The 23,992-nt window shown below is 72.4% G+C and carries 21 protein-coding genes, 1 pseudogene and 1 riboswitch; of the genes and pseudogenes, 9 read left to right on the top strand and 13 right to left on the bottom strand.

What is annotated here, in order from left to right; genetic code table 11:
- Nucleotides 1–6: 6 nt before the first annotated feature.
- Nucleotides 7–1,335, bottom strand: a complete 1,329-nt coding sequence (locus IF00_RS0111455; RefSeq protein WP_030317045.1) for an FAD-dependent oxidoreductase — start codon at nt 1,333–1,335, stop codon at nt 7–9.
- 237 nt (nt 1,336–1,572) lie between these two features.
- Between IF00_RS0111455 and IF00_RS0111450 the strand changes: the two genes are divergently transcribed.
- Nucleotides 1,573–2,847, top strand: coding sequence for a serine hydrolase domain-containing protein (locus tag IF00_RS0111450; protein ID WP_030317044.1), 1,275 nt, complete (start codon nt 1,573–1,575; stop codon nt 2,845–2,847).
- Nucleotides 2,848–2,867: 20 nt separating this feature from the next.
- Here the strand turns inward: IF00_RS0111450 and IF00_RS0111445 are convergent, their stop codons facing one another.
- From IF00_RS0111445 to IF00_RS0111430, 4 genes are all read right to left on the bottom strand, one after another.
- A complete protein-coding gene (locus IF00_RS0111445) occupies nt 2,868–3,401 on the bottom strand; it encodes a GNAT family N-acetyltransferase (RefSeq protein WP_030317042.1) in 534 nt (177 codons plus the stop codon).
- Between the two features lie 55 nt (nt 3,402–3,456).
- Entirely contained in the window at nt 3,457–3,999 is a 543-nt protein-coding gene (locus tag IF00_RS0111440) for a hypothetical protein (RefSeq protein ID WP_030317039.1), read from the bottom strand.
- An 8-nt stretch (nt 4,000–4,007) separates the two neighbouring features.
- A complete protein-coding gene (locus IF00_RS0111435) occupies nt 4,008–5,000 on the bottom strand; it encodes a threonine/serine dehydratase (RefSeq protein WP_030317037.1) in 993 nt (330 codons plus the stop codon).
- Between the two features lie 184 nt (nt 5,001–5,184).
- Nucleotides 5,185–5,907 carry an alpha/beta fold hydrolase gene (locus tag IF00_RS0111430; protein WP_342451036.1) on the bottom strand — a complete coding sequence of 241 codons (723 nt, stop codon included), beginning with the start codon at nt 5,905–5,907 and terminating at the stop codon, nt 5,185–5,187.
- 194 nt (nt 5,908–6,101) lie between these two features.
- Here IF00_RS0111430 and IF00_RS0111425 point away from each other — a divergent pair, with 194 nt between their 5' ends.
- Nucleotides 6,102–6,539, top strand: coding sequence for a nitroreductase family deazaflavin-dependent oxidoreductase (locus IF00_RS0111425; protein ID WP_030317035.1), 438 nt, complete (start codon nt 6,102–6,104; stop codon nt 6,537–6,539).
- On the opposite strand, the gene IF00_RS0111420 is transcribed toward IF00_RS0111425, so the two are convergent.
- Nucleotides 6,536–7,504 carry a DMT family transporter gene (locus IF00_RS0111420; protein WP_245234486.1) on the bottom strand — a complete coding sequence of 323 codons (969 nt, stop codon included), beginning with the start codon at nt 7,502–7,504 and terminating at the stop codon, nt 6,536–6,538. The two genes, IF00_RS0111425 and IF00_RS0111420, sit on opposite strands and share 4 nt — an antisense overlap.
- Nucleotides 7,505–7,575: 71 nt before the next feature.
- Between IF00_RS0111420 and IF00_RS0111415 the strand changes: the two genes are divergently transcribed.
- Nucleotides 7,576–8,457, top strand: a complete 882-nt coding sequence (locus tag IF00_RS0111415) for a LysR family transcriptional regulator (RefSeq protein ID WP_030317033.1) — start codon at nt 7,576–7,578, stop codon at nt 8,455–8,457.
- Nucleotides 8,458–8,487: 30 nt separating this feature from the next.
- On the opposite strand, the gene IF00_RS0111410 is transcribed toward IF00_RS0111415, so the two are convergent.
- Complete coding sequence (locus tag IF00_RS0111410; protein ID WP_030317032.1) at nt 8,488–9,324, bottom strand: class II fructose-bisphosphate aldolase; 837 nt, start codon at nt 9,322–9,324, stop codon at nt 8,488–8,490.
- 103 nt (nt 9,325–9,427) lie between these two features.
- Nucleotides 9,428–10,351 carry an SIS domain-containing protein gene (locus IF00_RS0111405; protein WP_030317031.1) on the bottom strand — a complete coding sequence of 308 codons (924 nt, stop codon included), beginning with the start codon at nt 10,349–10,351 and terminating at the stop codon, nt 9,428–9,430.
- Between the two features lie 148 nt (nt 10,352–10,499).
- Here IF00_RS0111405 and IF00_RS0111400 point away from each other — a divergent pair, with 148 nt between their 5' ends.
- Nucleotides 10,500–11,321, top strand: coding sequence for a DeoR/GlpR family DNA-binding transcription regulator (locus tag IF00_RS0111400; RefSeq protein WP_030317030.1), 822 nt, complete (start codon nt 10,500–10,502; stop codon nt 11,319–11,321).
- Between the two features lie 177 nt (nt 11,322–11,498).
- Complete coding sequence (locus tag IF00_RS0111395; RefSeq protein WP_030317027.1) at nt 11,499–13,523, top strand: phosphocholine-specific phospholipase C; 2,025 nt, start codon at nt 11,499–11,501, stop codon at nt 13,521–13,523.
- A gap of 60 nt (nt 13,524–13,583) precedes the next feature.
- On the opposite strand, the gene IF00_RS0111390 is transcribed toward IF00_RS0111395, so the two are convergent.
- Complete coding sequence (locus tag IF00_RS0111390) at nt 13,584–14,186, bottom strand: DUF6197 family protein (protein WP_030317025.1); 603 nt, start codon at nt 14,184–14,186, stop codon at nt 13,584–13,586.
- A gap of 342 nt (nt 14,187–14,528) precedes the next feature.
- Nucleotides 14,529–14,712: riboswitch (cyclic di-AMP (ydaO/yuaA leader) on the top strand.
- Between the two features lie 5 nt (nt 14,713–14,717).
- On the opposite strand from IF00_RS0111390, the gene IF00_RS0111385 reads away from it, so the two are divergent.
- On the top strand, nt 14,718–15,602 hold the full coding sequence (locus IF00_RS0111385; protein WP_030317023.1) for a LysM peptidoglycan-binding domain-containing protein: 885 nt from the start codon (nt 14,718–14,720) through the stop codon (nt 15,600–15,602).
- Here IF00_RS0111385 and IF00_RS0111380 read toward each other — a convergent pair.
- From IF00_RS0111380 to IF00_RS0111365, 4 genes and pseudogenes are all read right to left on the bottom strand, one after another.
- A complete protein-coding gene (locus IF00_RS0111380) occupies nt 15,596–16,885 on the bottom strand; it encodes a phosphoribosyltransferase family protein (protein ID WP_030317022.1) in 1,290 nt (429 codons plus the stop codon). The two genes, IF00_RS0111385 and IF00_RS0111380, sit on opposite strands and share 7 nt — an antisense overlap.
- A 117-nt stretch (nt 16,886–17,002) precedes the next feature.
- Nucleotides 17,003–17,599 carry an LURP-one-related family protein gene (locus tag IF00_RS0111375; protein WP_030317020.1) on the bottom strand — a complete coding sequence of 199 codons (597 nt, stop codon included), beginning with the start codon at nt 17,597–17,599 and terminating at the stop codon, nt 17,003–17,005.
- A 229-nt stretch (nt 17,600–17,828) separates the two neighbouring features.
- Nucleotides 17,829–18,635: pseudogene (locus IF00_RS43560) on the bottom strand (universal stress protein); the annotation flags it as partial.
- A 339-nt stretch (nt 18,636–18,974) separates the two neighbouring features.
- Complete coding sequence (locus IF00_RS0111365) at nt 18,975–19,739, bottom strand: alpha/beta fold hydrolase (protein WP_030317018.1); 765 nt, start codon at nt 19,737–19,739, stop codon at nt 18,975–18,977.
- A 161-nt stretch (nt 19,740–19,900) separates the two neighbouring features.
- Here IF00_RS0111365 and IF00_RS0111360 point away from each other — a divergent pair, with 161 nt between their 5' ends.
- The 3 genes from IF00_RS0111360 (at nt 19,901) to IF00_RS0111350 (ending at nt 23,813) form a co-directional block, all read left to right on the top strand.
- Complete coding sequence (locus tag IF00_RS0111360; protein ID WP_030317016.1) at nt 19,901–22,504, top strand: SpoIIE family protein phosphatase; 2,604 nt, start codon at nt 19,901–19,903, stop codon at nt 22,502–22,504.
- A 111-nt stretch (nt 22,505–22,615) separates the two neighbouring features.
- Entirely contained in the window at nt 22,616–22,864 is a 249-nt protein-coding gene (locus IF00_RS0111355) for a type B 50S ribosomal protein L31 (RefSeq protein ID WP_030317014.1), read from the top strand.
- A 109-nt stretch (nt 22,865–22,973) separates the two neighbouring features.
- Nucleotides 22,974–23,813: an SDR family oxidoreductase gene (locus tag IF00_RS0111350; protein ID WP_030317013.1), complete on the top strand. Its 840-nt coding sequence runs from the start codon at nt 22,974–22,976 to the stop codon at nt 23,811–23,813.
- Nucleotides 23,814–23,992 lie beyond the last annotated feature (179 nt).

The raw sequence follows: 23,992 nt of genomic DNA, 5'->3' as shown, positions 1-23,992 counted from the left end.
CCCGCGTCATCCCCTCCAGAGGACGCGCGCCGTACGGGCGAGCACACGGGGTGCGGTGAGCGCCTTCGGGTGGCGGCGCATGTGGACGACGTCCATGTACGCCTGGTTCACCTCGGCGTCCCTGACGGACGCGGTCGTGATCCGGTCGCCGGCCCAGCGCAGGAAGCGGTAACCACGGGGGTACGGGCCGGTGACGTGCGGCTGGGCCAGGTCGGCGGTCGTCGACAGCTGCCAGGCGGCGTCGACGACCACGCCGGCACGGCGGAAGTAGCCCCGGGCGGGTGCGTGCGGTGAGGCACCGGACCGCAGGTGCACGGCGAGGGACGAGGCCTGCAGGGCCGCGAGGGTGAGTCCTTGGCCGTAGACGGGGTTCACTGTCGCCATGGCGTCGCCGATGGCGACGAGGCCGCCGGGGAAGCGGGTGAGGTCGGTGAAGCGGTGCCGCCTGCTCTCCCGGAAGTGGAAGGACTCGACGTCCCCGAGCATCTCGCACCGCTCGGCCACCTCGCGCACCGGAGCGACGCACCTCTTCATCCGGGCGAGAAACTGCGCCCGGTCGCGTCCGGGACGGTGCTCGGCGTATCCCGCGAGGACCACGGACCAGGCGTCGCCCTCGACGGCGGCCAGGGCGCCGGGTTCGCAGAGGGTGGGCAGGTAGGCGCTGGCGGGGCCCGGTGTGGCGTGGGCGATCACCGTGTCCGGGAGTTCGCTCCCGCGGGCGAAGCGCGCCGTGGCGTAGCCGAGGTCGACCCGCATCCGGTCCACCGGTGGGGCGTCCCAGCCCAGTTCGGTGAGCCAGCCGCCGAGTCGGCTGGAGCGTCCCATGGCGTCCACGACGAGGTCGGCCGAGAGCTCGTACACGGAGTCCGGGCCGCCGGTGGCGGTCCGGGCCGTCTCCAGGCGTACGCCGACGACGCGGTCTCCCCTGAGGAGCAGCCCCTTCGCGGTGGCGTGCTCCCATGCGACCTCGGGGAGGGCCGTGACGCGGCGCCGTACGTGTGCCTCGACGAAGGGTCGTGTCGCGCCGAGCATCCGGGAGTCGGCGACGGACGCCTTCTTCGCTCCGTCGACGTAGAACCGGACGGCGTCGCCCTCGCCGAGGCGGGCGCCGCCGCGCAGCATCTCCCGGGTGATGCCGGGGAAGAGGCGCTCGATCTGGGTGTGGCCCATGGCGAGCAGGGCGTGGAGCTGCCGCCGGTGCGGGGCGCCGGGGCCCGTTCCGTCCGCGTCGAGCAGGTCGGGTTCGACGATCAGGACCTGTTCGGCGAAGTCGCTCAGGACCCGGGCCGCCAGCAGCCCGGCGAAGCTTCCTCCCAGGACGACGGCACGCTTCATGTTCTCCCCCTCGAAGATCGCGGCAACGGCCGGGACACTACCGTGCCGGTCCGCCGGGGCGAGGCGCGGACTCACGGGTTCCACAACCCGTGCCCCGTGCCAGGAACCGTTCTCGGGCGTTGGCACTCATGATCCATGGGTACCGGGCCAGGCCTCGCGGTCGGGTGTTGCCGTGCCCTGCGGCGCACGTCCGCCGTGTGCCGTACCGAACGATTCGGAAGAAGTCGAGGAATCACCGTGCCCCTGTCGTCGCACCGACGCCTGGCCGTGAGTGCCACCCTGATCGCCGCGCTCGCCGCGGGCGTTGTCCCCGCCACCAGCGCGTTCGCCGCTCCCGGCGCGCCCGTCACGCCCACCGCCGCCGAGACTCCCGCGGTCCCCGCGCCCGACATGGACGGCGTGGTCGCCGCGCTGAACTCGGCCATGGCCAACGGAGCTCCGGGCGCGATGGCCCGGTTCGTCGGCCCCGACGGGGTCCGCAGCCGGACCGTCGGCGTCCAGGACCGCGTCTCGGGCGCTCCGATGGACATCCACTCACGTTTCCGGATCGGCAGCGTCAGCAAGACGTTCTCCACCGTCGTGCTGCTCCAGCTGGTGGAGGAGGGCAAGCTCCAGCTGGACACATCGGTCAACACCTACCTGCCCGGTCTGCTGCCCGACGACCGCATCACGGTCCGTCATCTGCTGAGCCACCGCAGCGGTCTCGCCGACTACACGAACGCGATGTTCGAGCACACCGTGCCGGGCTTCGAGGCCGTGCGGAACCGGGTGTTCAGCTACCAGGAGCTCGTCGACCTCTCGCTGAGCGAGCCGCGGACCACGCAGCCCGGCGTCTCCTACCAGTACTCGAACGCCAACTTCGTGGTCGTCGGCATGCTGATCGAGAAGCTCACGGGCCGGCCCGTGGCCGACGCGTACGAGCGCCGCATCTTCAAGCCGCTGAAGCTCGGCAGGACCTCGTACGTGCACCCCGAGACCCGGATCAAGGGCGCCCACGTGCGCGGCTACCTGCACCCGGACGAGGAGGGCGGCGCGCTGGTGGACTCCACCGAGCAGACGGTCTCCTGGGCGCAGTCCGCCGGTGCCGTGATCTCCAGCCCCGCCGACCTGAACACCTTCACCAGCGCCCTCATGCGCGGCCGGCTGCTGTCCCCGGCGATGATGGAGGCCATGACGACGGTCACGCCGACCGACGCCACCAACACCCGGTTCTACGGGCTCGGTCTGCGCCGCTACAACCTGTCGTGCGGTACGCAGGTGTACGGGCACACGGGCACGGTGCAGGGCTTCTACACGTACACCTTCTCGACCCGCGACGGCCGCCGCAGCGTCTCGGCGATGGCGAACACCTCGAACCACGGTGCCGCCAACACGGCGCTCGGCGGGACGCTGGAGGCGGCGTTCTGCGGCAAGAAGCCGGCGCCCGCCGCGTCCTCGCGCGCCGCCGCCTCGCCCACGGCCCGCGACCTCACGTCACTGCCGGCGGAGCGAGACCTGCCCGAGCGTCACTGAGGCGACCGCGACCGGGGTCGTCAGGCCTCGTACTCGGTGAGGTCGATCGAGTAGACCCGCAGGGGAACGTCGAAGTCCGGGTGGGTCGTCTCGCGCTCCTCGGTCATGCCGAGCTTGCCGATGACGTTCTCGGAGGCCTGGTTGCTGATGTGGGTGATGGCGACGACCCGGTCGAGCCCGCGGTCCTGGAGGGCGAACTCCAGGACCGCGTGGGCGGCCTCGGAGGCGTATCCCTGGCCCCAGAACTGCCTGCCCAGACGCCAGCCGATCTCCACGTCCGGCATCACCTCCGGGAGGAACTCCGGCAGGGACAGACCGGCGAAGCCGATCAGCTCGCCCGAGGCGATGAGTTCGACGGCGAAGATCCCGAAGCCCTCCTCGTCCCACTCCTCCTCGTACCGCTCGATGTCCTCGGCGGTCCGCTCCAGGTCCCGGACCGAGCCGTCCCCGATCCAGCGCATCACTTCGGGATCGGCGTTGATCTCGGCCAGCGGGACAAGGTCGTCGTCGCTCCAGCGCCGGAGGATGAGACGGGGGGTACGAATTTCGGTCATGCCCCCATCCTGACGCACGGAACGAGCACTCCTCGCCACCGGCCCTCCCTGTCGCTCAGCCCGGGAGGGGTGCCACCACGTGGCCGGTGACCGAGCAGACCCAGGCCGCTCCGCCGGGGGTACGGGTGGCATGGGGGCCGGTGCCGTGGTCGGGGCAGAGCGGCCAGACCAGCAGTTCGCGGTCGGCCAGGTGGCACTGGACGCCCTCGGCCGCCGACACGGCGATGTCGACCGGGTCGAGGCCCTCGACGGGCTCGTGGCCGACGGAGACCCGGCCGATCCCGTCCCGGTCGTCGGACCACTCGTGGCGGACCGGTACGTCGAAGGTCCGGCCCGTGTCCCTGCGCGCCCGGGCGAGCAGCCAGGTCACGGCACGCTCGGCGTGGACCCGCCGGTGTTCGTCCACGAGGGGCGCGAAGGAGGGCGCGGGGACGGCGCCGTTGTCGGTGAAGGTCCTCCGGAGGAACGCGCGTCCGCCCGGCGAGCCGAGGTCGTCCTCGAAGTCGCGGCCGAGAGCGTGGGAGAGCGCCTGGAGCCAGGCCCGGAACGCCGGGTCGTCGGGGTGGGTGAGGGATGCTTCGAGGCGGGAGTGGCCCATCTGCCGTGCTACGCGGTCTCCGCGCTGTGCGCGAGGTCGGCGGGGTCCGTGTTGGCCCCGCAGAGGACGACACAGACCTTCTCGCCCGGGGCGGGGCGGTAGCCGTGGCCGGTCGTGCCCTCGTGCTCCGGTGCCGTGAGGGCGGCGAGGGCGGTGGCGGCGGCGTGCTCGACGGCGAGGCGGCGGTCGTCCCACAGGGCCCGACGGGCGCGGATGATCTCGGTGTCCGGGACGAGGACGGTACGGACTCCGTCGTCCTGAGCGGCCGCCAGGGCGGTGGCGGAGGCTCTGCGGGCGCCGAGCGAGTCGGCGGCGACGGAGTCGACGGTCACGTCGACGGGGTTCCCGGCCCGGAGCGCGGCGTCGAGGGCGCGGCAGTTCTCGGGTTCGACGGCGACGGTACGGATGCCGTGGTGCCGTGCCGCGGTGGCGACGCCGGAGAAGAGGCCGCCCCCGCCGACCGCGACGACGACCGTGTCGAGGTCCGGGAGCCGGTCGTGGATCTCGTCGAGCAGGGTGCCGGCCCCGGCGGCGATCAGCGGATGGTCGTAGGCGTGGGAGGCGAGCGCCCCGGTCTCGGCCGCGAACGACTCGCAGGCCGCGAGCGCTTCGGCGTACTCCGTGCCGACGAGCCGGACCTCGGCGCCGTAGCCGACGAGCTTGTCGGCCTTCACCTTCGGTGCGGTGGTCGGCAGGAAGACGGTGGCCCGGACGCCCTGCCGCAGCGCTGCCCAGGCGCAGGCGAGCCCGGCGTTGCCACCGGAGGCGATCGTGACTCCGGCGTCGGGAAGGGTGCCGTCCTCCTGGTGGGCGAGCAGGAAGTTCCGCGCTCCGCGTGCCTTGAAGGAGCCGGTGTGCTGCATGTGTTCCAGGGCGAAGTGGAGCCTGTACGGCTCGGTGCCGGGCTCGGCCTCGGCCTCGGCCACCGTGACGGGGCGGACCTGTCCGGCGATCCGGTCGGCGGCGGTCTTGATGTCGGCGTACGTGAGTGCGGTGTGCACGGGGGCTCCTGGTGCGGGTGGGAGTACCGAGGGGCTGTCTAACCGTCTAGTCGTCGGTCCTCTGTCGATCCTCTCAGGAGCGCGGCCCCCCGCGCCGGGGCCGGGGCACGGCACCGCCCCGGAGGCGCCGGCTGCCTCAGGAGCGGTGCCCTGTCCCGAGCCGCGGGACGCTCTTCAGGCCTGATCAGGTTCTCTCGTAGCCGGGACGCGAGGTCGGGGTATCCGCCAAGGCGCGACCGAGGGCCGTGGCGAAGCCGTCCGGGTTGTCCAGCATCAGGTTGTGCCCCGCGCCGGGGATCTCGATCACCGGGACCCCGAGCCCGGCGGCCTTCTTCGCGTCGGGGTCCGGCAGGCTCGACTCCCCCACCAGATAGGTCCGGGGAATCCCGAGCCCGGCGAGGAGGTCGCCGGGAGCGGGCGTGCTCCCCTCGACCAGCGCGACCGCGCTGCGGTGCACGGCCCGCGGGTCGGCGAGGCGCAGCCGGGCCGCGTAGTCGGCGCGGTCGGCGCCCGCCACCATCCGGGCGAACCCCTCCGCCACGAACGCGTCCTCGTCCTGGGCGGCCACGGGAGAGCTGAACGCTCCCCCGCCCCCGTAGAGGTTCGGCTCGGCCACCACGAGTCTCCCCACGAGCTCCGGGCGCGCCGCCGCCAGGTGGATCGTCACCGCACCGCCCATGGAGTGCCCGACGAGGTCCACGCCCGTGAGCCCGAGGTGGTCGAGGACCGCGGCGACCGCCACCGCCTGGGACTCCATGCGGTAGTCGAAGTCCGCCGGCCGGTCGCTCAGCCCGTACCCGAGCAGGTCCACGAGCAGCGCCCGGCGGCCGCCGAGCGCGGGGTGGGCCGCGATGTGGGCGAAGTCCGAGGCCGAGGTGCACCCGAGGCCGTGGACGAACACGCGCACGGGCCCGCCCCCCGTGCCCGGCAGATCGATCCATCGGATGTACGCTCGCTGCCCCGCCAGGAACAATTCCCGCATGCCGTGTGCTCTCCCCTGTGTCGCGCCTGTCCTTCACGTCGGGAGCCAGCCTAGGAGTCGGCACCGACAGGGCCGGGACGGGCGGGCGACGTTGCCGTGGATCGATGAAAGGGATGCCCATGCCACTCGAAGGTGAATACGAGCCCAGCCCGTCGACGTGGGTGCGCGATCAGGTCGAGTTGTACGAGTCGTCCGGCGGTACCAAGGGCACCACCATGCGGGGCATGCCCGTCGTCCTGATCACGAACCGCGGCGTGAAGACCGGCAAGCTGCGCAAGACCCCGCTCATGCGGGTCGAGCACGAGGGTGCGTACGCGCTCGTCGCGTCGAACGGCGGCGCCGTCAAGCACCCCGTCTGGTACCACAATCTCGTCGCCACGCCCCTCGTCGAGGTGCGCGACGGCACCCAGGCGTGGGACATGGAGGCTCGTCTGGTCACCGGCGAGGAGCGCGCCGCCTGGTGGGAGCGGGCGGTCGCGGCGTTCCCCGACTACGCCGACTACCAGCTCAAGGCCGAGCGGGAGATTCCCGTCTTCGTGGTCGAGCGGGTCGGTTAGCCCCTCGAAGAGGCGCTCCGGGTGGGAGGCGCGACCGCCCGGGGCACGACCGACGCCGGGGCCGCACCCTCCGGGTCCGTCGCCCCGGGCTCGACACGTGTCCCGCGCGTCCGTGACCTCGTCAGCCCCACCCCCACCAGGACGACCGCCATCCCCGCCACCACGCGTACCGTCAGCGGTTCGTCGAGGATCAGCGCGCCCAGGGTCACGGACACCACCGGGAGCAGGTAGCCGACCGTGGCGGCGGCTGTCGGGCCCTCCTCCGCGATCATCCGGTAGTTCAGGTGGAAGGTGAGACCGGTGGCGAGGACACCGAGGACCACAACCGCCAGGACGCCCGCCCAGGTCACCGTCGCCGTTCCGCCGGCCGCGAGCGCGGGCGCGCTCAGACCTGTCGCGGTGAGGAGCTGCGCGGCGGACAGCGCCAGCGGCGCGGTGCCGCGGCCGGTGAGCCGACGGGCCATGTAGGCGAAGGCCACGGCATAGCTCGCGGAGGCACCGAGGAGAGCCAGGGCGCCCCAGCTCATCAGGCCGGAGCCGTGGCTCCAGGGCGCGAAGATCAGCAGCACTCCGGCGAAGCCGAGGGCGAGCCCGGTCAGCCGGGTGGCGCGCAACGGGCCGTCGGTGCCGAGGGCCAGGCCGATGAGGAGGGACCAGAGCGGGGTCGTGGCGTTGAGCACGCCCGCCACTCCGCTGTCCACGGTCTGCTCCCCGACCGAGAAGAGCAGGAACGGCAGCGCGTTGCAGAAGAAGGCGGCGACGACGAGGCGGCCCCAGGTGGCCCTGTCCCGTGGCAGCCGCTGCCCCGCACCGTGCGCGAGCGCGAGGAGCACCGCCGCGCCGAGCACGCACCGGACGAAGGTGATCCACCCCGGGGTGAGGCCCTCGTTGAGGGAGATCTTGATCCAGAGGAAGCCCGAGCCCCAGAGCAGGGCCAGTACGCCCATACGTATCGCCGATGTCATGTCCCCACCGTCCCGCGCATGACCTGACAGGACAAGCGATGAATCATGCATCCAGCGTTAAGCTGTGCTACATGCTGGATGTGAGACGCATGCAGGTGCTCCGGGCCGTCGTCACAAGTGGCTCCGTCACGGCCGCCGCCGCGAACCTCGGCTACACCCCGTCAGCCGTGAGTCAGCAGATCGGTGTCCTGGAGAAGGAGGCGGGCATCGCCCTGCTCGAACGGTTCGGCCGGGGCGTGCGCCCGACCGCCGCCGGGCGGCTGCTCACCGAGCACGCCGCCGTCATCGGCCGGCAGGTCGCCGAGGCCGAGACCGCTCTCGCCGATCTGCGGGCGGGGCGCACCGGACGGATCTCCGTCCGCTACTTCGCCACCGCGGGAGCGGAGCTCGTGGCCCCCGCCCTGGCCCGCTTCCGTACCGAACACCCGGGCGTGCGCGTCGATCTGCGGATCGCCGACGGCGCGCCGCCCGACGAGGAGGCGGACCTCACCCTCGTCGTACGGCCCCGGGGCGGCGGCCCGGACGCGGCCGGCGACGGCCTCCGGCTGGTCCATCTGCTCGACGACCCCTATCGCGCCGTGCTGCCCAAGGGCCATCCGCTCGCCGACCGCCGTACCGCCGTCGACCTGGCCGAGCTGGCCGGCGAACCCTGGGTGGGCAGCGAGCGGCCAGGTCCCTGTCTGGACGCGGTCCTCGACGCCTGTGCCGCGGCCGGGTTCGCCCCGGACATCGCGGTGGAGTGCGAGGAGTACGCCACCGCGCAGGGTTTCGTCGCGGCCGGTCTCGGCGTCAGCCTGGTCCCGCTGATGGGGCTGGGCAGCCGCCATCCCCACGTGGTCGTCCGCAGGGTCCGCGGGCCGGAGCCGGTCCGTTCGATCCACGCGGCGGTACGGAAGTCCTCGCTGTCCCTCCCGGCCGTACGCGGCCTCCTCGCGGCGCTGCAGGAAGGGTGATCAGGCGCGAGGAGGCATCCGGCGTCGCCGTCAGGCGGGCGAGAGGACGGTCAGGAGGCGGGCGACCTCCCCGGCCACGGCCGCGCGCGCCGGGGTCAGGTAGTGGCGGGGGTCCACGGCCGTGGGGTGCTCGGTCAGATGGGTGCGGACGGCCCGGGTGAAGGCCTTGTTCAGATGGGTGGAGACGTTCACCTTGGTCATGCCCGCCGCGACGGCGGCGGTGAGGTCCGCGTCCGACACGCCCGAGGAGCCGTGCAGCACGAGCGGTGTGTCGACGGCGGTACGCAGGCGCGTGATGAGGGCGAAGTCCAGGACCGCGTCCCGGGTCAGCATCTGGTGGGAGCTGCCGACCGCGACCGCGAGGGCGTCGACACCGGTGGCCGCGACGAAGGCACGGGCCTCTTCGGGGTCGGTCCGTACACCCGGGGTGTGCGCACCGCCCTTGCCGCCGACCTCGCCGAGTTCGGCCTCGACCCAGACTCCGTGCTGGTGGCAGTACTCCACGACCTCGCGGGTCGAGGCCACGTTCTCGGCGTAGGGGAGCTTCGAGGCGTCGAACATGACCGAGCCGAGGCCGAGTCCGACGGCCTCGCGGACGAGGTCCGGGTTCTCGGCATGGTCGAGGTGGACGGCGACGGGGGTCTTGGCAGCGCGGGCGATGGCGAGTGACGCGAGGGCGACCGGCTCCAGGGCGCCGTGGTAGCGGACGGTGTTCTCGCTGATCTGCAGGACGACGGGGCGGTCGGCGCTCTCGGCGCCGGCCGCGATGGCCTGGGCGTGTTCGAGCTGGAGGACGTTGAAAGCCCCCACACCGGTGCCCGCCGCGCGGGCGCGGCGGACGATCTCATCGGTCGGCGTCAACGGCATGTGGTCCTTCTCCAGGAGTGTGGTCGGGTGCGTGGCGAGGAGCGGAGGCTTCGGAGCCGCGGCGGAGGTCTTGGCAAGACACCCCCTGGGACCGCGGAGGGGTTCAGGCCTGGGCGTCGGAGAGGACGACCGAGCGGGTCAGGTTCCGCGGCGTGTCCGGGTTCAGGCCCTGGGCCTCGGCGACGGCCACCGCGAGCCGCTGGGCGCGGATCAGGTCGGCGAGCGGGTCGAGGTCGCTCTCGGCGAGGGTGCCGCCGACCTTGCGCACCTCGTCCGCGAGTCCGGCCGGCAGCGCGCCGAAGCCCCAGGTGACCCGGCCGGGACCGGTGATGCTGATCGGGCCGTGGCGGTACTCCATCGCCGGGTACGCCTCCGTCCACGCGCCCGCGGCCTCGCGCATCTTCAGACCGGCCTCCAGAGCGAGACCGTAGGTCCAGCCCATGCCGAGGAAGGTGAACTGCTCCGCCGCGCGGACGTCCTCGTCGAGCGGGGAGACGAGGGCCAGTTCGGCGTCCCGGGCGGCCTCCTCAATGGTGGCCACCCCCTCGGGCAGGGCGTCCTCGGCCTCCAGGTGCGCACGGAAGAGGGCGAGCGCCGTCGTCGCGAAGCGGGTCTGGACCACCGACTCCTCGTCGGCGAAGTCCAGGACGGCGACCGCGTCGGCGAGGTCCATGACCGGGGTCGTGGGGTCGGCCGTGATCGCGCCCGTGGGGATGGTGCCGCGCAGCCGGGACAGGACGGTGAGCACCTCGCTGGTGGTGCCGGAGCGGGTGATGGCGACGACCCGGTCGTAGCCGCGCCCGTAGGGGAACTCGGAGGCGGCGAAGGCGTCGGTCTCGCCGTGACCGCCGGACTCGCGCAGCTCGGCGTAGGCCAGGGCCATGAACCAGGAGGTGCCGCAGCCGATCACGGCGACCCGCTCGCCCCGTCGGGGAAGCGCGGAGGTGTGCTGGGTCAGCGTGCGGGCAGCCTGACGCCAGGTCGTGGGCTGGGACGCGATCTCCACGGCGGTACGGGTGGTGCTCATGCCGGTCTCCTTGCAAGAAGAGTGCACTCAAATGATGAAAGTTGCTTGAAGTCAATGCCATTCAAGCAGAAACATGCATCCGCTTTCCAGGTCCCGCGCCCGTCGGCGGATAGAATCGGACGCGCGCACGAGCCCGAGGGAGGGACCCATGTCCAAGCACGAGCGGTGGAACACGCTCCTTGAACTACTCGCCGCCTCGGGGAAGCTGGAGGTCGAGGAGGCGGCGACCGCACTGGACGTCTCAGCCGCCACGATCCGCCGGGACCTCGACGAGCTCGCCGAGCAGCAGCTGCTGATACGGACACGGGGCGGAGCGGTCGCACACGGCGTTTCGTACGAGCTGCCGCTGCGCTACAAGTCGACGCGGCACGCCGCGGAGAAGCGGCGGATCGCGGAGGCGGCCGCCGACCTGATCGCCCCCGGCGAGGTCGTCGGGCTCAACGGCGGCACGACGACCACGGAGGTGGCGCGCGCGCTCGCCCTGCGGTTCGCGAGCGGGCGGGCCGACACCGCGGGGACGGCCGGGACGGCCGGAACGACGAGCTCCGGCCCCGCACTGACCGTGGTCACCAACGCGCTCAACATCGCGGGCGAGCTCGCGGTGCGCCCGCAGATCAAGATCGTCACCACCGGCGGTGTCGCGCGCCCCCAGACGTACGAACTGGTGGGCCCCCTCACGGTCGGGGTGCTCAACGAGGTCGTGCTCGACGTGGTGGTGCTTGGGGTCGACGGGGTCGACGCCGGGCTCGGCGTGATGGCGCACCAGGAGGACGAGGCGAGCATCAGCCGGCTCTTCGCCGAGCGGGCGAGCCGGGTCGTCGTGGTGACCGACTCCTCGAAGATGGGGCACAGGGCCTTCGCGCGGATCTGCGGTCTGGACCGGATCGATCTGCTCGTGACCGACACGGGCATCGACCCGGAGACGGTCGCCCAGCTCACCGAGGCCGGGGTGAAGGTCCTCACCGTCTGAACCCTCGAACGCCATTGGTATGCAGTTGGACCAATTAACAGGCCCGTATCCCTCGGATCCAGGGTGCCCCGGGCAGTTAATCCACTAATTACCGCACGGCTGTATACCTTTAAGCTCCCCTCCCTCATCATGTCTCCGACGTGCCGCCGGGGCACACCGTGACAGGAGAGGCGGAGCATGATTCCCATCAGCCGCAGAGGATTCGTCGGTATCGGCGCGGGGCTCGTGGCCGGCGCGGCGCTGCCGACGGCCCGGGCCTCCGCCGCCGCGAGGACGGCCACCGGCACCCTCACCGACGTCCGGCACGTGGTGATCCTCATGCAGGAGAACCGCAGCTTCGACCACTACTTCGGCACCCTGCGCGGCGTACGGGGCTTCGGCGACCGCGCCGCGGGCAACATCCCCGGCGGCTGGGGCGTGTTCAACCAGCCCAACTGGGGCGGCCGCCAGTACCCCTGGAAGCTCAGCGACACCCCGCCCGCCGGCGGTGTGGACGGCGAGACCCTCGCACAGTGCAACGGCGACCTGCCGCACAGCTGGACCTCGCAGCACGCCGCATGGAACAAGGGCCGTCTCGACAACTGGGTCACCGGCGTGGGCAACACCCGGACGCTCGGCCACCTCGACCGCGAGGACATCCCCTTCCACCACGCCCTCGCCGACCACTACACGATCTGCGACGCGTACTTCTGCTCGGCGCTGAGCGCCACCGGCCCCAACCGCACCTTCCTGTGGAGCGGGAAGATCGACGGCTCCAGCAAGGACGGCGGCGACGAGTCCGGACTCACCTGGGAGACGTACGCCGAGGCGCTCCAGCGGGCCGGGGTGAGCTGGAAGGTCTACCAGAACGCCCAGGACAACTACGGCGACAACGGCCTCGCGTACTTCAAGAAGTTCACCGACGCGCGGCCCGGGGACCCGCTGTACGACCGCGGCATGGGCTCGGTCCCCAAGGCGACCGGCTCGACCCCGGACGACATCGCCGCCGCGATCCGCGCCGACGTCGTCGCGGGCACGCTGCCCCAGGTGTCGTGGGTGGTCGCCAGCGAGGCCTTCTCGGAGCACCCCTACGCCCCGCCCGGGGACGGCGCGCACTTCGTCGACCTCGTCTACCGCGCGCTCGCCGCCGACGCCGACGTGTTCGACTCGACCGTGCTGTTCCTCAACTACGACGAGAACGACGGCTTCTTCGACCATGTGCCCCCGCCGGTCGCTCCCCCGGGCACCCCGGGCGAGTACCTCGACGGCGCACCGATCGGCCTCGGCTTCCGGGTCCCCATGATTGTCATGTCCCCGTGGACCCGGGGCGGCTGGGTGAGCTCGGAGGTCTTCGACCATACGTCCGTCCTGCGCTTCATGGAAACGTGGACGACGGCCCTCGGCACCCCGGCCGCCTGCCCCAACATCAGTGCCTGGCGGCGGAAGGTGACGGGCGATCTGACCGGCGTCTTCGACTTCGCCCACCCGGTGTACGGCGTTCCGGCCGGCCTCCCCTCCACGGCGAAGGTCATCGGTCAGGCGACCTGCGGTCCGCTGCCCAACCCGGCGCCCCAGAACAACGCCCAGCCCGCTCAGGAGTCCGGCACCCGGCCCGCCCGCGCGCTGCCGTACCAGGTGAACGGCAACCTCGACCGCTTCGAGTTCGGGGCCGCGGGCAAGATCCTCGCCTGGTTCTCTATGACGAACCAGGGCACCGAGGCCAAGCGGGCGGCCCACTTCTCGATCCACCCGCATCAGCACCGCGACACGGCCGCCTGGCAGTACACCGTCGACGCGGGCGCCACGGCCACCGACTACTTCAACATCGGGCTGGGGTCGGGGTCCGGCAAGTACGACATCTCGATGATGGGCCCCAACCGCTTCCTGCGCCGGTTCATCGGGGACGCCTCCAAGGCCGGCAAGGCCGTCGAGGTGACCTCCCGGTTCGCGACCGAGGCGGGGACGGGCCGGACGGCCCTGTGGTTCAAGCTGAGCAACACCTCGGCCGGGCCGGTGACGTTCACGATCCGCTCGAACGCCTACCGCACCGACGGCCCCTGGACCTACACGGTCCCGGCCGCCTCCACGCGGGAGGACTTCTTCAACGCGGTCGCCTACAACAACGGCTGGTACGACTTCACGATCCTGGCCGACATCGACGGGACCTGGTCGCGCCGGTACACCGGCCACATCGAGAGCGGAGCACCGAGCATCACCGGCTGATCCCGCCCTCCGGGCGCGGGGCGGCCGCTTCGCCGCCGCCCCGCGCCTGCGGACAGTCCGTCAGCGTCCGGCCTGCGCCGCGCGGTGGATCGTGGCGTCGAGGAGTGCCACCGCCTCGGCGGCCGTACGGCCCGGGGCCCGGTTCCACGGCCCGATCAGCTCGTGCCACCCCCGCGACCGGAGCTCGGCCATGATCCAGGCGGCCGCCTCGTTCATCGTCGTCGCGCTGCCGTAGCCGAGACGGTGCGCGGCGAGGAGCGCGCCGCACACACACCGGGCCCCGCGCGCGTCGCGCAGCTTGTACGGGGCGTTCTGCCAGCCCCACTCCGTCAGCACGAGGCGCGCGTAGCCGAGGTGGACCGAGGGGCGCAGCTCCGGCCGGCCGACGCGGCGCCAGGCGTGCAGCCGGTCGGGCAGGACGGCTCCGATCCTGCCCGGGAGCCGGCGCTCGGCGGGAAGGGACGGCGGCATGGCGTCGAGCGCGTCGGCCACGAGCCGCTCCACCGGGACGGAGAGCAGGTCACGCCAGCTCTCCACGGCGGGCGCGGGCACCGGCGGCTCGGTCCAGTCCGTGACGATCCGCTGCCAGGCGGCGCTCTCGTAAAGGGCGGCGGCCTCACGGTCGAGGGTCTCGGGGGTGAGCAGGGAGGCGGAGGGCGACATCCGGGCGGCTCCTCGGTCGGGGTGACTTCATCTTTCACGAGGAATGTCGGTTTTGCGACTTATGCCCTTGAGTACCCACACGGCCGAACGGGCCCTTATCACCCACTCCACCATTAACAGAATTTCCGTGCGAATTCGGACATCAAGTACCTGGTGATGCGACTCACTTCCCCGAAAACTCCCCGGTGATCAGAATCCGCGCAGGCCGTGCGGGACAAGGAAGTTCGATGCGCAGGAGTCACCGTCGATCTTGAATTCCATGAATTCGGTGATCCTTTCGCCAACCCCTGCCCACAGATCCTCTTGTTATCCGTCGCATTACTGGCCTACGGTCACCTCCATTCGAGTGGATCGCCGAATCCTGCCACCGCTCGAAATACCTCCCTTTCACCCGACGGCAGGAGCGGGGGACCCACGAATACGCCGGCCCGGATTCCGGAACGGCTCGGGGTGAAGCCGCGTGCGCGCGGCCGGACATCTCCAGTCCGAACCCGACAGCTCACCCCGAAGGCGCCGGAGAGGAATCCCGTCATGCCTGCTCACGGTAAGCACCGCCGCCCCCGCCGCCGCCCCGTCTCCCGCGGACTCGCGCTGGTCGGCACGGGCGGAGCCGCTCTCGCCCTCCCACTGATCGCCCCGGCCGTGGCCGGCGCCGCGCCCGTTTCCGGAGCCCCGGAAATCGCCGCCAAGGCCATCACCGCCCCCGCCGCTCCGGTCGCCGCGAAGGCCGCCACCAAGGCTCCCGCCGCTCCGGCCACCGCACGCACCTACACGGTCGTCAGCGGCGACTCGCTTTCCCTGATCGCCCAGAAGAAGGGAATTCAGGGCGGCTGGAAGGGCCTTTACCGCGCCAACAGGAGCGCCGTGGGTGACAACCCGTCACTTATTCACCCGGGTCTTGAACTGACGCTTCGTCGGGATTCCGTCAAGGCCACTCCCCCGCAGGCGAAGAAGACCGCCACGACCGAACGGGCGAGCCGCTCCGAGCGCCGGAGCGCCACCCCGGCCGTCGCCACCGGCACCGGTGCCTCGGCCGCCGCTCCCGCAGCCGCCGCCGCTCCCGTCAAGGCCGCGCCCGTCGCCGCCACCCAGTACGCGAACAACCTCGACGGCTGGATCCGCGAGTCGCTGGACATCATGGCCCAGCGCGGCATCCCCGGCTCGTACGAGGGGATCCACCGCAACATCATGCGGGAGTCCTCCGGCAACCCCCAGGCCATCAACCTCTGGGACTCCAACGCCGTGGCCGGCACCCCCTCCAAGGGCCTGCTCCAGGTCATCGAGCCGACCTTCCTGGCCTATCACGTGCCCGGCACGTCGATGGACCTGTTCGACCCGGTCGCGAACATCACCGCCGCCTGCAACTACGCGGCCGACCGCTATGGCTCCATCGACAACGTCAACGGCGCCTACTGATCCCGGAAGTGCCCGGTGAACCAGGAGGTGGCGAGCTCCGCCACCTCCTCCAGGGCGCCCGGCTCCTCGAAGAGGTGCGTGGCGCCCTCCACGACCTCCAGCCGGCTCTCGCACTGCAGCAGCGACTCGGCCCGCCGGTTGAGGTCCAGAACCAGCACGTCCCTGCCTCCGACCACGAGGAGCGTCGGGGCCTTGACCCGAGCCAGGTGGTCGGCCGCGAGGTCCGGCCGGCCACCGCGTGAGACGACGGCGGCCACCGAGGACTCGAGGTCGCCCGCCGCCCACAGCGCGGCGGCCGCTCCCGTACTGGCCCCGAAGTAGCCCAGCGGGAGGCCCTCGCTCTCCGGCCGCCCGGCGAGCCACTCCGTCGCGCGGGCGAGCCTGCCGGCGAGCAGCGGGGTGTCGAAGACGTGCGCCCGGTCGACCGCCTCGGCCTCGGTGAGCAGGTCGAACAGCAGCGTTCCGAGTCCCGCCCGGTTCAGCGCCCCCGCCACCGCCCGGTTGCGGGGGCTGTGCCGACTGCTCCCGCTTCCGTGGGCGAACAGGACGATGCCGGTGGCGCCCTCGGGGACGGCGAGCCGTCCGGCGAGCGTGACGCCGTCGTCGACGGGGATCCGTACGTCCGTGTCCTGGACGACCGGTCCGTGCGCGGCGCGGATCCGGTCCAGACAGGCGACGACCTCCGCGTCCGGGGTCTGGGTGAAGTCCCGGTAGAACTGTCCGATCGCGTAGAAGAGATCCGGCGTGTGCACGCTCACCGTCTCGTCGGCCTCGCCGCCGAGCCGGGCCGTCCATCCGCGGGGCGCCACCGGCACCGCGAGGATGATCCGGGCCGCCCCCCGGGCCCGTACCACCCGGCAGGCCGCCAGCGCCGTTGCCCCCGTGGCGAGACCGTCGTCCACGACCAGGACCGTTCGGCCTTCCAGGGGCACGGAAGGCCTGCTGCCCCGATAACGGCGGGCCCGGTGATCCAGCTCGGCGTGCTCGCGCTCCTCGACCGCGGCCAGATCACGCGCCCCGACCCCGGCCTCATGGAGCACTCGCTCGTTCACCACCCGTACGCCACCCTCGCCGAGCGCGCCCATCGCCAGCTCCGGCTGCTGGGGCACCCCCAGCTTCCGCACGAGGCAGATGTCGAGCGGGGCGTCGAGGGCGTCGGCCACCTCGGCCGCCACCGGCACCCCACCGCGCGGCAGACCGAGCACCACGACGTCATGGCCCCTGAGATGGTCGAGCCGGGCGGCCAGCTGCCGACCGGCGTCGGTGCGATCACTGAAGAACATGGCCCGCCGTCCTTCCGCCTGCACGGCTCCGGGCTCGGGGAGGAACGCTGTGCTGCGTCGCCTGCCCGTCCCTCCAGGGTAAGACGCCCCTTCCCCGGCAGGCGGGTGAGCCGGACGTCAGCGGGACTGGAGGGCGTCGAGGGCCACGGCCTGGGCTATCGCGAGTCGCCGGTCGAGCTCCGGGTCCGCTATGTCGAGCACGTACCGGTCGCGGAGACCGAAGAGCTTCTCGACGGACATCACCGAGCGGCCCGACTCGGTGAAGTCGAAGTGGTAGGGCACGACGAAGGGAAGCAGGTCGGTGAAGGGCAGGAACTCCCAGGCCCGCCGCAGCAGCGCGAGGCCCTCGCTTCGCTCCTGCCCGGTCGTCTCCCCCTCCGCGCCCTCGCGGCTCAGGTGCCAGGTGCTGCGCAGCAGGGAGGCGCCGAAGTTCTTCCGGAAGCCGCCCAGCCGGGTGCCGGACGCTCCGTGCACGTCGTAGGTCGCGCCGAGGTCCATGACCTGGCGGGCCTTGAAGGTGAAGAGGACCTGGCGCCGGGACTCGTCGGTGTAGAAGGTGACGTGCTCCTTGAGCGCCATTCTCTTCTGGTGGGCGAAGGCGACGAGCTCGCCCTCCTCGCCGTCCACTCCCGCGGCGTGCACGAGGTAGCGGTTGGCCATGGGCGTCACCTTCTGCCGGACGAGGAAGCGGTGCTGCGTCTGCGTGAGGCCCATCGGACGTGCTCCTGCTGGTCGTGGACGAGTCGGTGGAGGACCCGCCCCATGAGGTCGTGACCACGATCATCCGGTGCCGAGGGGCCGCACCGCTGTCCTCGAAAGTCGTCGCCCTCCTCGACCTTCGGATGAGATCCCGCCGACACCGGGCCGGCGACGGCTCGGCGACGGCGACAGCCGCGACGACATCGGCGAAGACGGCCGCGACGTCAGTGGGACGGTGCCACGGTCCCCCGCGCACGACCGCGACCGGGCACTCCGCGTGGTGGAGCAGCGCCTGGCTGACCGAGCCCAGCAGCAGCAGGCCCGCGCCGCCGCCACGGCCCCGCGCCCCCCTCACCAGGGGCTGAGCGTCCGCGCTCTCCGCGAGCAGGACGGGTCTGGGCCTGCCCCGCACCAGTCTCCGCTCGACGGGCAGCTCCGGGCGGCCCGTCGAGCGGCCGCGATCGCCTCGTCGAGAACCCGCCGCTCCTCGCCCCGGATCTCCTCCACCCCGTGGAAGAGCGGTGTGAGATCGGCAGGTCCCGTCGCCGGCGTCCACGCGTGCACCACGCGCAGCTCCTCGCCACGGGCCGCCTCCGCGAAGGCGAGGTCCACGGCGGCGTCGGAGTCCGGCGAGCCGTCGACCGCGAGCAGAACGGGCCCGCTCGGCCGCTCACGGCCGCGTACAACGAGGACGGGGCAGGCGGCGTGCGAGATGGACGGCGACCGAGCCGAGGAGCAGTCCGGTGAAGGCGCCCACGCCTCGGCTGCCGACGACCGCGAGCGCGGCGGACCGCGAGCGGGTGGCCAGGACGGTGAGCGGTTCGCCGGCCACGATCTCCCCTGCGACCTCGATGTCCGGGGCGGTCGTACGGCCCGCCCACCGGAGGCCTCCGGTGGGCGGGCCGTACGGAGAGGGGCCGAGGGGCACCTTGAGCAGCGGCCCGACGACGGCGTGGACGACGCTCAGACCGATCCCGCGCAGCCGGGCCTCGCGCGCCGCGGCGTCCACGGCCCGCAGCGCGGACTCGGAGCCGACGACCCCGACCAGCACCCGTCCCCTGCCCCGGCCCCGGCCGCCCTGACGACCCTCGCCCGGCCCCCGGCCCTCGCTCGGACCCCGGCCCCGTTCGGAGCCAGTCCTCCGGCCGGAACCAGGACGCCGTGCGTGGCCTGACCCTCAGCCTGAACGTGACCCTCACCCTGAACCTGAAGATGAGGGTTCGCCCCGCAACCGTCCCCGTCGCGCTCGCGCTCGTTCCGCTCCGCCATCCTTCTCCCGCCCTTCCGTTCTCCGTCCGGTGCTCCCGGGCACCCTTCACGGGTCGGGTGCCCGACGGCCGGGGGTGCCACCCGGGACCGAAAGTCCCCGGTGACACCGCGAAAGGTCCCGTCAGGCGGCGAGAAACGCCTCGATGGCCTCGGCGAGTGCCTGGGGGGTCTCCTCGGGCGCGTAGTGGCCGGCGTCCTTGAGGACCTCCAGGCGCGCGTTGGGGTACCAGCGCAGCCAGGTCGCCTCCATCGCCTCCGCGCCCAGCGCCGGGTCGTGGGCGCCGACGACGAGCAGCACGGGGGCGGGATTGTCGCGGACGCGCTCGTGGAAGTCCGTGCGCGACCAGGAATCCAGGTAGGCGCGGAAGGCCGCCGCCGAGGAGCGCCTGACGGAGCGCTCGACGAGGGTGCTCAGCCAGGCGTCGTCGTACCGGCCGCCGGTGGTGTTGTCGATGATCGCCCGCCGGTTGGCCGCCTCCTCGGCGGCGCCGGCGAAGAGCTCCCAGGTCTCGCCGTCCATGGGGAACCCGGCGGCCGAGACGGGCGAGATGCCGATGATCGACCGGACGCGGTCGGGGGCGTCGAGGAGCATCAGCTGCGCGGCCTTGCCGCCCATCGAGTGCCCGACGACGGAGAAGGAGTCCCAGCCGAGGTCGTCCGCGACCGCGAACGCGTCGGCCGCCACCTCCTCCATCGTGTACGCGCCCGCGTGGTCGAGCGCCTCGCCGTAGCCGCGGCAGTCGACGAACGCGTAGGAGCCGGCGGCATCGTTCAGATGGGCCCGCAGCGGAGCGAAGCTCGTGCGGTCGCCGAACCAGTTGTGGAGTACGAGAGCCCGCCTCGGCCCCTCACCCTGCACCTCGTACGGAAGAACCCGGCCCGTCATCCTGCCCCCTGGTCGTGAGGTGGTGTAGCGCGCCCTGTGGCGCCGGTCGACGACCGAGTGTGACGGTACGAACGCGTGCGGTCAACACCCCTCCTGCCCGGCCACGGCAGGGGAGCGGGTCCGGGATGCGGTGCCTTTCCGGTGAGGCGCATCCTGACTGTGTGACCTCGCACGGCACGACCGCCCCCGGCCCGGCGGGCAGTACCGGGCGCCCGCCCGGGAAAGGACCTGCCGACGGGCCCGTTTCGGGCGCTCTGACCTGGACGCTCGCCGAGGCGGCACTGAGGGCGGTCGACGAAGTCGGAGGCTACGCGGGCGGGGTGTACCTGCGCTCCGGAACACCCGGACTGTTGCGGATGGCGGCCCTGGTGGGGCTGCCTGGCCCCTTGTTCCGCCCGTGGTTTCGCATGCACACGAACCGCCCCTTCCCGGTCGCCGAGGTCCATCGCTCGGGGCAGGCCGTCCACCTCCATGACGTCGAGGAGGCGATGCGGCGGTTTCCACAGCTGGTGGCCAGCCTGCCGTTCCCGTTCGCCTCGCTGTACGCGCCGGTCGTCGCCGGTCGCGAACGGTTCGGGGTCCTCGTGGTGCTGCGGGCGCCTACTCCCGGGGTCCCGGTGGACACCCGCGACCGGAACCGGATGACGCGAGGCGGCCTGCACCTCGGCGAGACCCTCGCCGATCTGGCCCGCCAGGGGACGACCCTCGAATGGCCCGGCGACCCGGTGTGCGTACAGCTCTCCACCTCGGGCGCGCCGCCGGTCCGCTTCGGTTCCTTCGACTGGGACCTCGACAGCGGCATGGTCACGCTGGACACGGGACTCCTTGCGATCCTCGGCGCCGAAGTGCCCTCGCCGTGCCCGATCGACGACCTGACCTCACTCCTCGAGCCGGAGGACGGGTACGCGTTGTGGGCGGCGGCCCGACAGGCGACGGGGCCGGACGGGCGGCCGGTGGTGCGCCGGATCCGCCTCAAAGGCCCGGACGGAGGTCTGCACCTGCTCGAGGTCTCCACGCGGGCGCGTAAGACCTCACCCGACGCGGCGACGCACACGGGCGCGGGCGCGGGAGGGGAAGCAGCGCCGCGTCTGGGCATCGGCGGCGTCAGCACCGGTCTGCGGCTCACCTGCACCCTCGTCGACCTCGGCACCGGTCTGATCGGATCCGACGCCACGGACCGGCTGCCGCGGGCGATCCTGGCGATCGACCGCCTCGGCCGCGTCACCTACGTCAACGAGCGCACCGAGCGGCTGCTCGGCCGCCCCCGCGGCGCCCTGGCGGGAAGGCCGCTCTGGGAGGCCCTGCCCTGGTTCGGCCTCCCGTTCCACGAGGAGCAGCTCCGCGCCGCGATGCTCTCCGGTGACCCGGTGCGTTTCCTGGCCCGCCCCGAGCGGAGTCAGTGGCTTTCGGTCTCCCTCCATCCCGGGCGGGACGGCGTGACCATGGTCCTGGTGCCGGAGAACGATCCGGGCCCGGCCCCCGCGCGGGACCCCAAGACCAGCGGACCGGCGAGCGGGCCGACGGACGACACCCTGTCGCTGCCCGACGACCAGGTCTCGGCCCTGTACCGGCCGGTGGCCCTGGCCATCGCGCTGTCCGAGGCGGTGACGGCCCGCCAGGTGTCGGCGGTCGTGACGGAGGAGCTGCTTCCGGCGTTCGGCGGGCGTCAGCTGGCCATCTACCTGCTGAGCGACCGTCGGCTGTATCTGGCCTGGGAGACGGGCTTCCCGCCGGGCTTCCTCGAACCCTTCGACGGCGTGGCCCTGGACGCTCACGTGCCCGGCGTGGAGACGCTCACGACGGGCAGGCCCCTGTTCTTCGAGTCCATGAAACAGCTGGGCCGCAGGTATCCGGATCTGCCCCTCGACGCACACTCGGGGGCTCGGGCGTTCCTGCCGCTGATCGCCTCCGGCCGGCCGGTCGGCTCCTGCATCCTCGGCTTCGACCGTCCGCGCGGGTTCAGTTCGGAGGAACGGACCGTCCTCACGGCGCTCGCGGGCCTCATCGCGCAGGCCCTGGAGCGGGCCCAGCGGTACGACACGGAGTCGGCGGTCGCGCGCGGCCTCCAGGACGCGCTGCTTCCCCATCGGCTTCCGGTCCGGGAGGGCGTGGAGACGGTGGGCCGCTACCTGCCGGGCACGCAGGGCATGGACGTCGGCGGGGACTGGTACGACGTCATCGAGACGGGGCGGGGACGCCTCGCGCTCGTCATCGGCGACGTCCAGGGGCACGGGGTGGCCGCCGCGGCCACGATGGGTCAGCTGCGCAGCGCCGTACGGGCCTTCGCGCTGGCCGGTCATCGGCCGCAGGACGTGATGCGGGGGACCAACCGGCTGCTCATCGACCTGGATCCGGGACAGTTCGCGAGTTGTTGCTACGTACTCCTCGATCCGAAGTCGGGGCAGCTGCGGGCGGTTCGGGCCGGGCATCCGCCACCCTTGCTCATGCACCCGAACGGGGTGACGGAACGGATCGAGCTGGCGGGCGGGATGGTGCTCGGGATCGACGTCCACGCCTCGTATCCGGTGACGCGGCTGCAGCTGGAGCCGGGTGCAGTGCTCGCGCTGTTCACGGACGGGCTCGTGGAGAAGCCCGGCCAGGACATCGACGACGGGATCGAGCTGCTGCGCCGGGCGCTGGCTGCGACCGCTTCGCTGCCGCTCGCGGAAGCGGCCGACCGGGTGATCCGGGACGCCCGGCAGGTCACGTCCCGCCCGGACGACATCGCGCTGCTGCTCGCGGCGCGCCCGCCGGAACACGACTGACGGTCACCCGGTCGGGCCCGTGGCGCTGGTCGGTCTCCGTGGGCGCGGGGAGGCTGGGGGTGCCGTGCCGATCAGGCCGGACGAGCCAGGGCGTGAGCCCGAGGAGGACGCGTGCAGCAGGACAAGCAGCCCGAGTACGGCCCGGTGGTCTTCCGTGACCGCTCGGCCGGGTACGCCTTTCTGACCCGGTCCACCGCGACCAGCGACCGGACCATCGAGTGGGACGACGGCAACACGTACCCCGTGATCGACGTCGAGATCTCCTCCGAGAGCCACCCCTTCTACACGGGCACGGCACGGACGGTGGACTCCGAGGGCCGGATCGCCAAGTTCGAGCGGCGCTTCGGCGAGGAGAGCTGAACATCGCTCGGTGAAACTGGCCAGGAGGTGGCCAGTTCGCCTTCCAGGATGAGGTCACGAACGGCGGAGCGCTCGCGCTCCGCCGATGACTCCCTGGAGGGGAAGAACCGTGATCGTGGTGACCGGAGCGACCGGAAACGTCGGACGACCGCTGGTGGAGCTGCTGGCCGCGGCCGGTGAGAAGGTGACGGCGGTGAGCCGTCGGCCGGCCGACGGGCTGCCCGCCGGAGTGGCGCACCGGCAGGGGGACCTGGCCGATGTGGACGGACTCACGGGGCTGTTCGAGGGTGCGGAGGCGATGTACCTGCTCGTCGGGGGTCTCGGGGACGAGCTGGATCCGGGCGAGATCGTCACGGCGGCGGTGGCCGCCGGGGTGCGAAGGATCGTGTTCCAGTCCTCGCAGTTGGTGGGAACGCGGACCGATTCGGCGTCGCACGACATCCTGCGTGCGTTCGAGACGGCGGTACGGGGGTCGGGGCTGGACTGGACCGTGCTGCGGCCGGGCGGTTTCGCCTCCAACGCCTTCCTCTGGGCCGAGCGGGTCCGTTCCGCGCGTACGGTGGCGGCGCCGTTCGCCGATGTGGCGCTGCCGGTGGTGGATCCGACGGACATCGCCGGCGTCGCGGCGGAGGTGCTGCGTGACCCGGCGGCGCACTCGGGTCGGACGTACGTCCTGACCGGGCCGGTCGCGGTGTCACCGCGGGAGCAGGTGCGTGTCCTGGCCGGGGTGGTGGGTGACCCTGTCGCGTTCCTGGCGCTGAGTGCGAGCGAGGCCCGTTCCCAGTTGGTGCGGTTCCTGCCGGAGGAGGCCGTCGACGGGATGCTGTCGGTGATGGGTGAACCCAGCACGGAGGAGCAGCGGGTGAGTTCCGATGTGGAGCGCGTCCTCGGCCGGGCGCCGCGACCGTTCGCGGCATGGGCGGAGCGGAACGCGCCCGCCTTCACCTGAGCGACGGCACGGGGTGCGGCTCACGGATGAGGGACGGCGCGGGACACGGCGCACGGACGGCTGCGCGGGCGGCCGCCGAAGACCTCGGCGAGGGCGGGGACGCGCGTCGCTCGGACGGCGTCCCCCGCCCCGGCCGGGTGGGTCGAGCGAGGGCGCGCGACGCGCCCTCCGCTCAGCTC

Source organism: Streptomyces flavochromogenes, assembly GCF_000717595.1.
Taxonomy (GTDB): Bacteria; Actinomycetota; Actinomycetes; order Streptomycetales; family Streptomycetaceae; genus Streptomyces; species Streptomyces flavochromogenes.
Note: the sequence above shows the minus strand (reverse complement) of the source record. Positions and strands in the feature narration are given on the sequence as shown.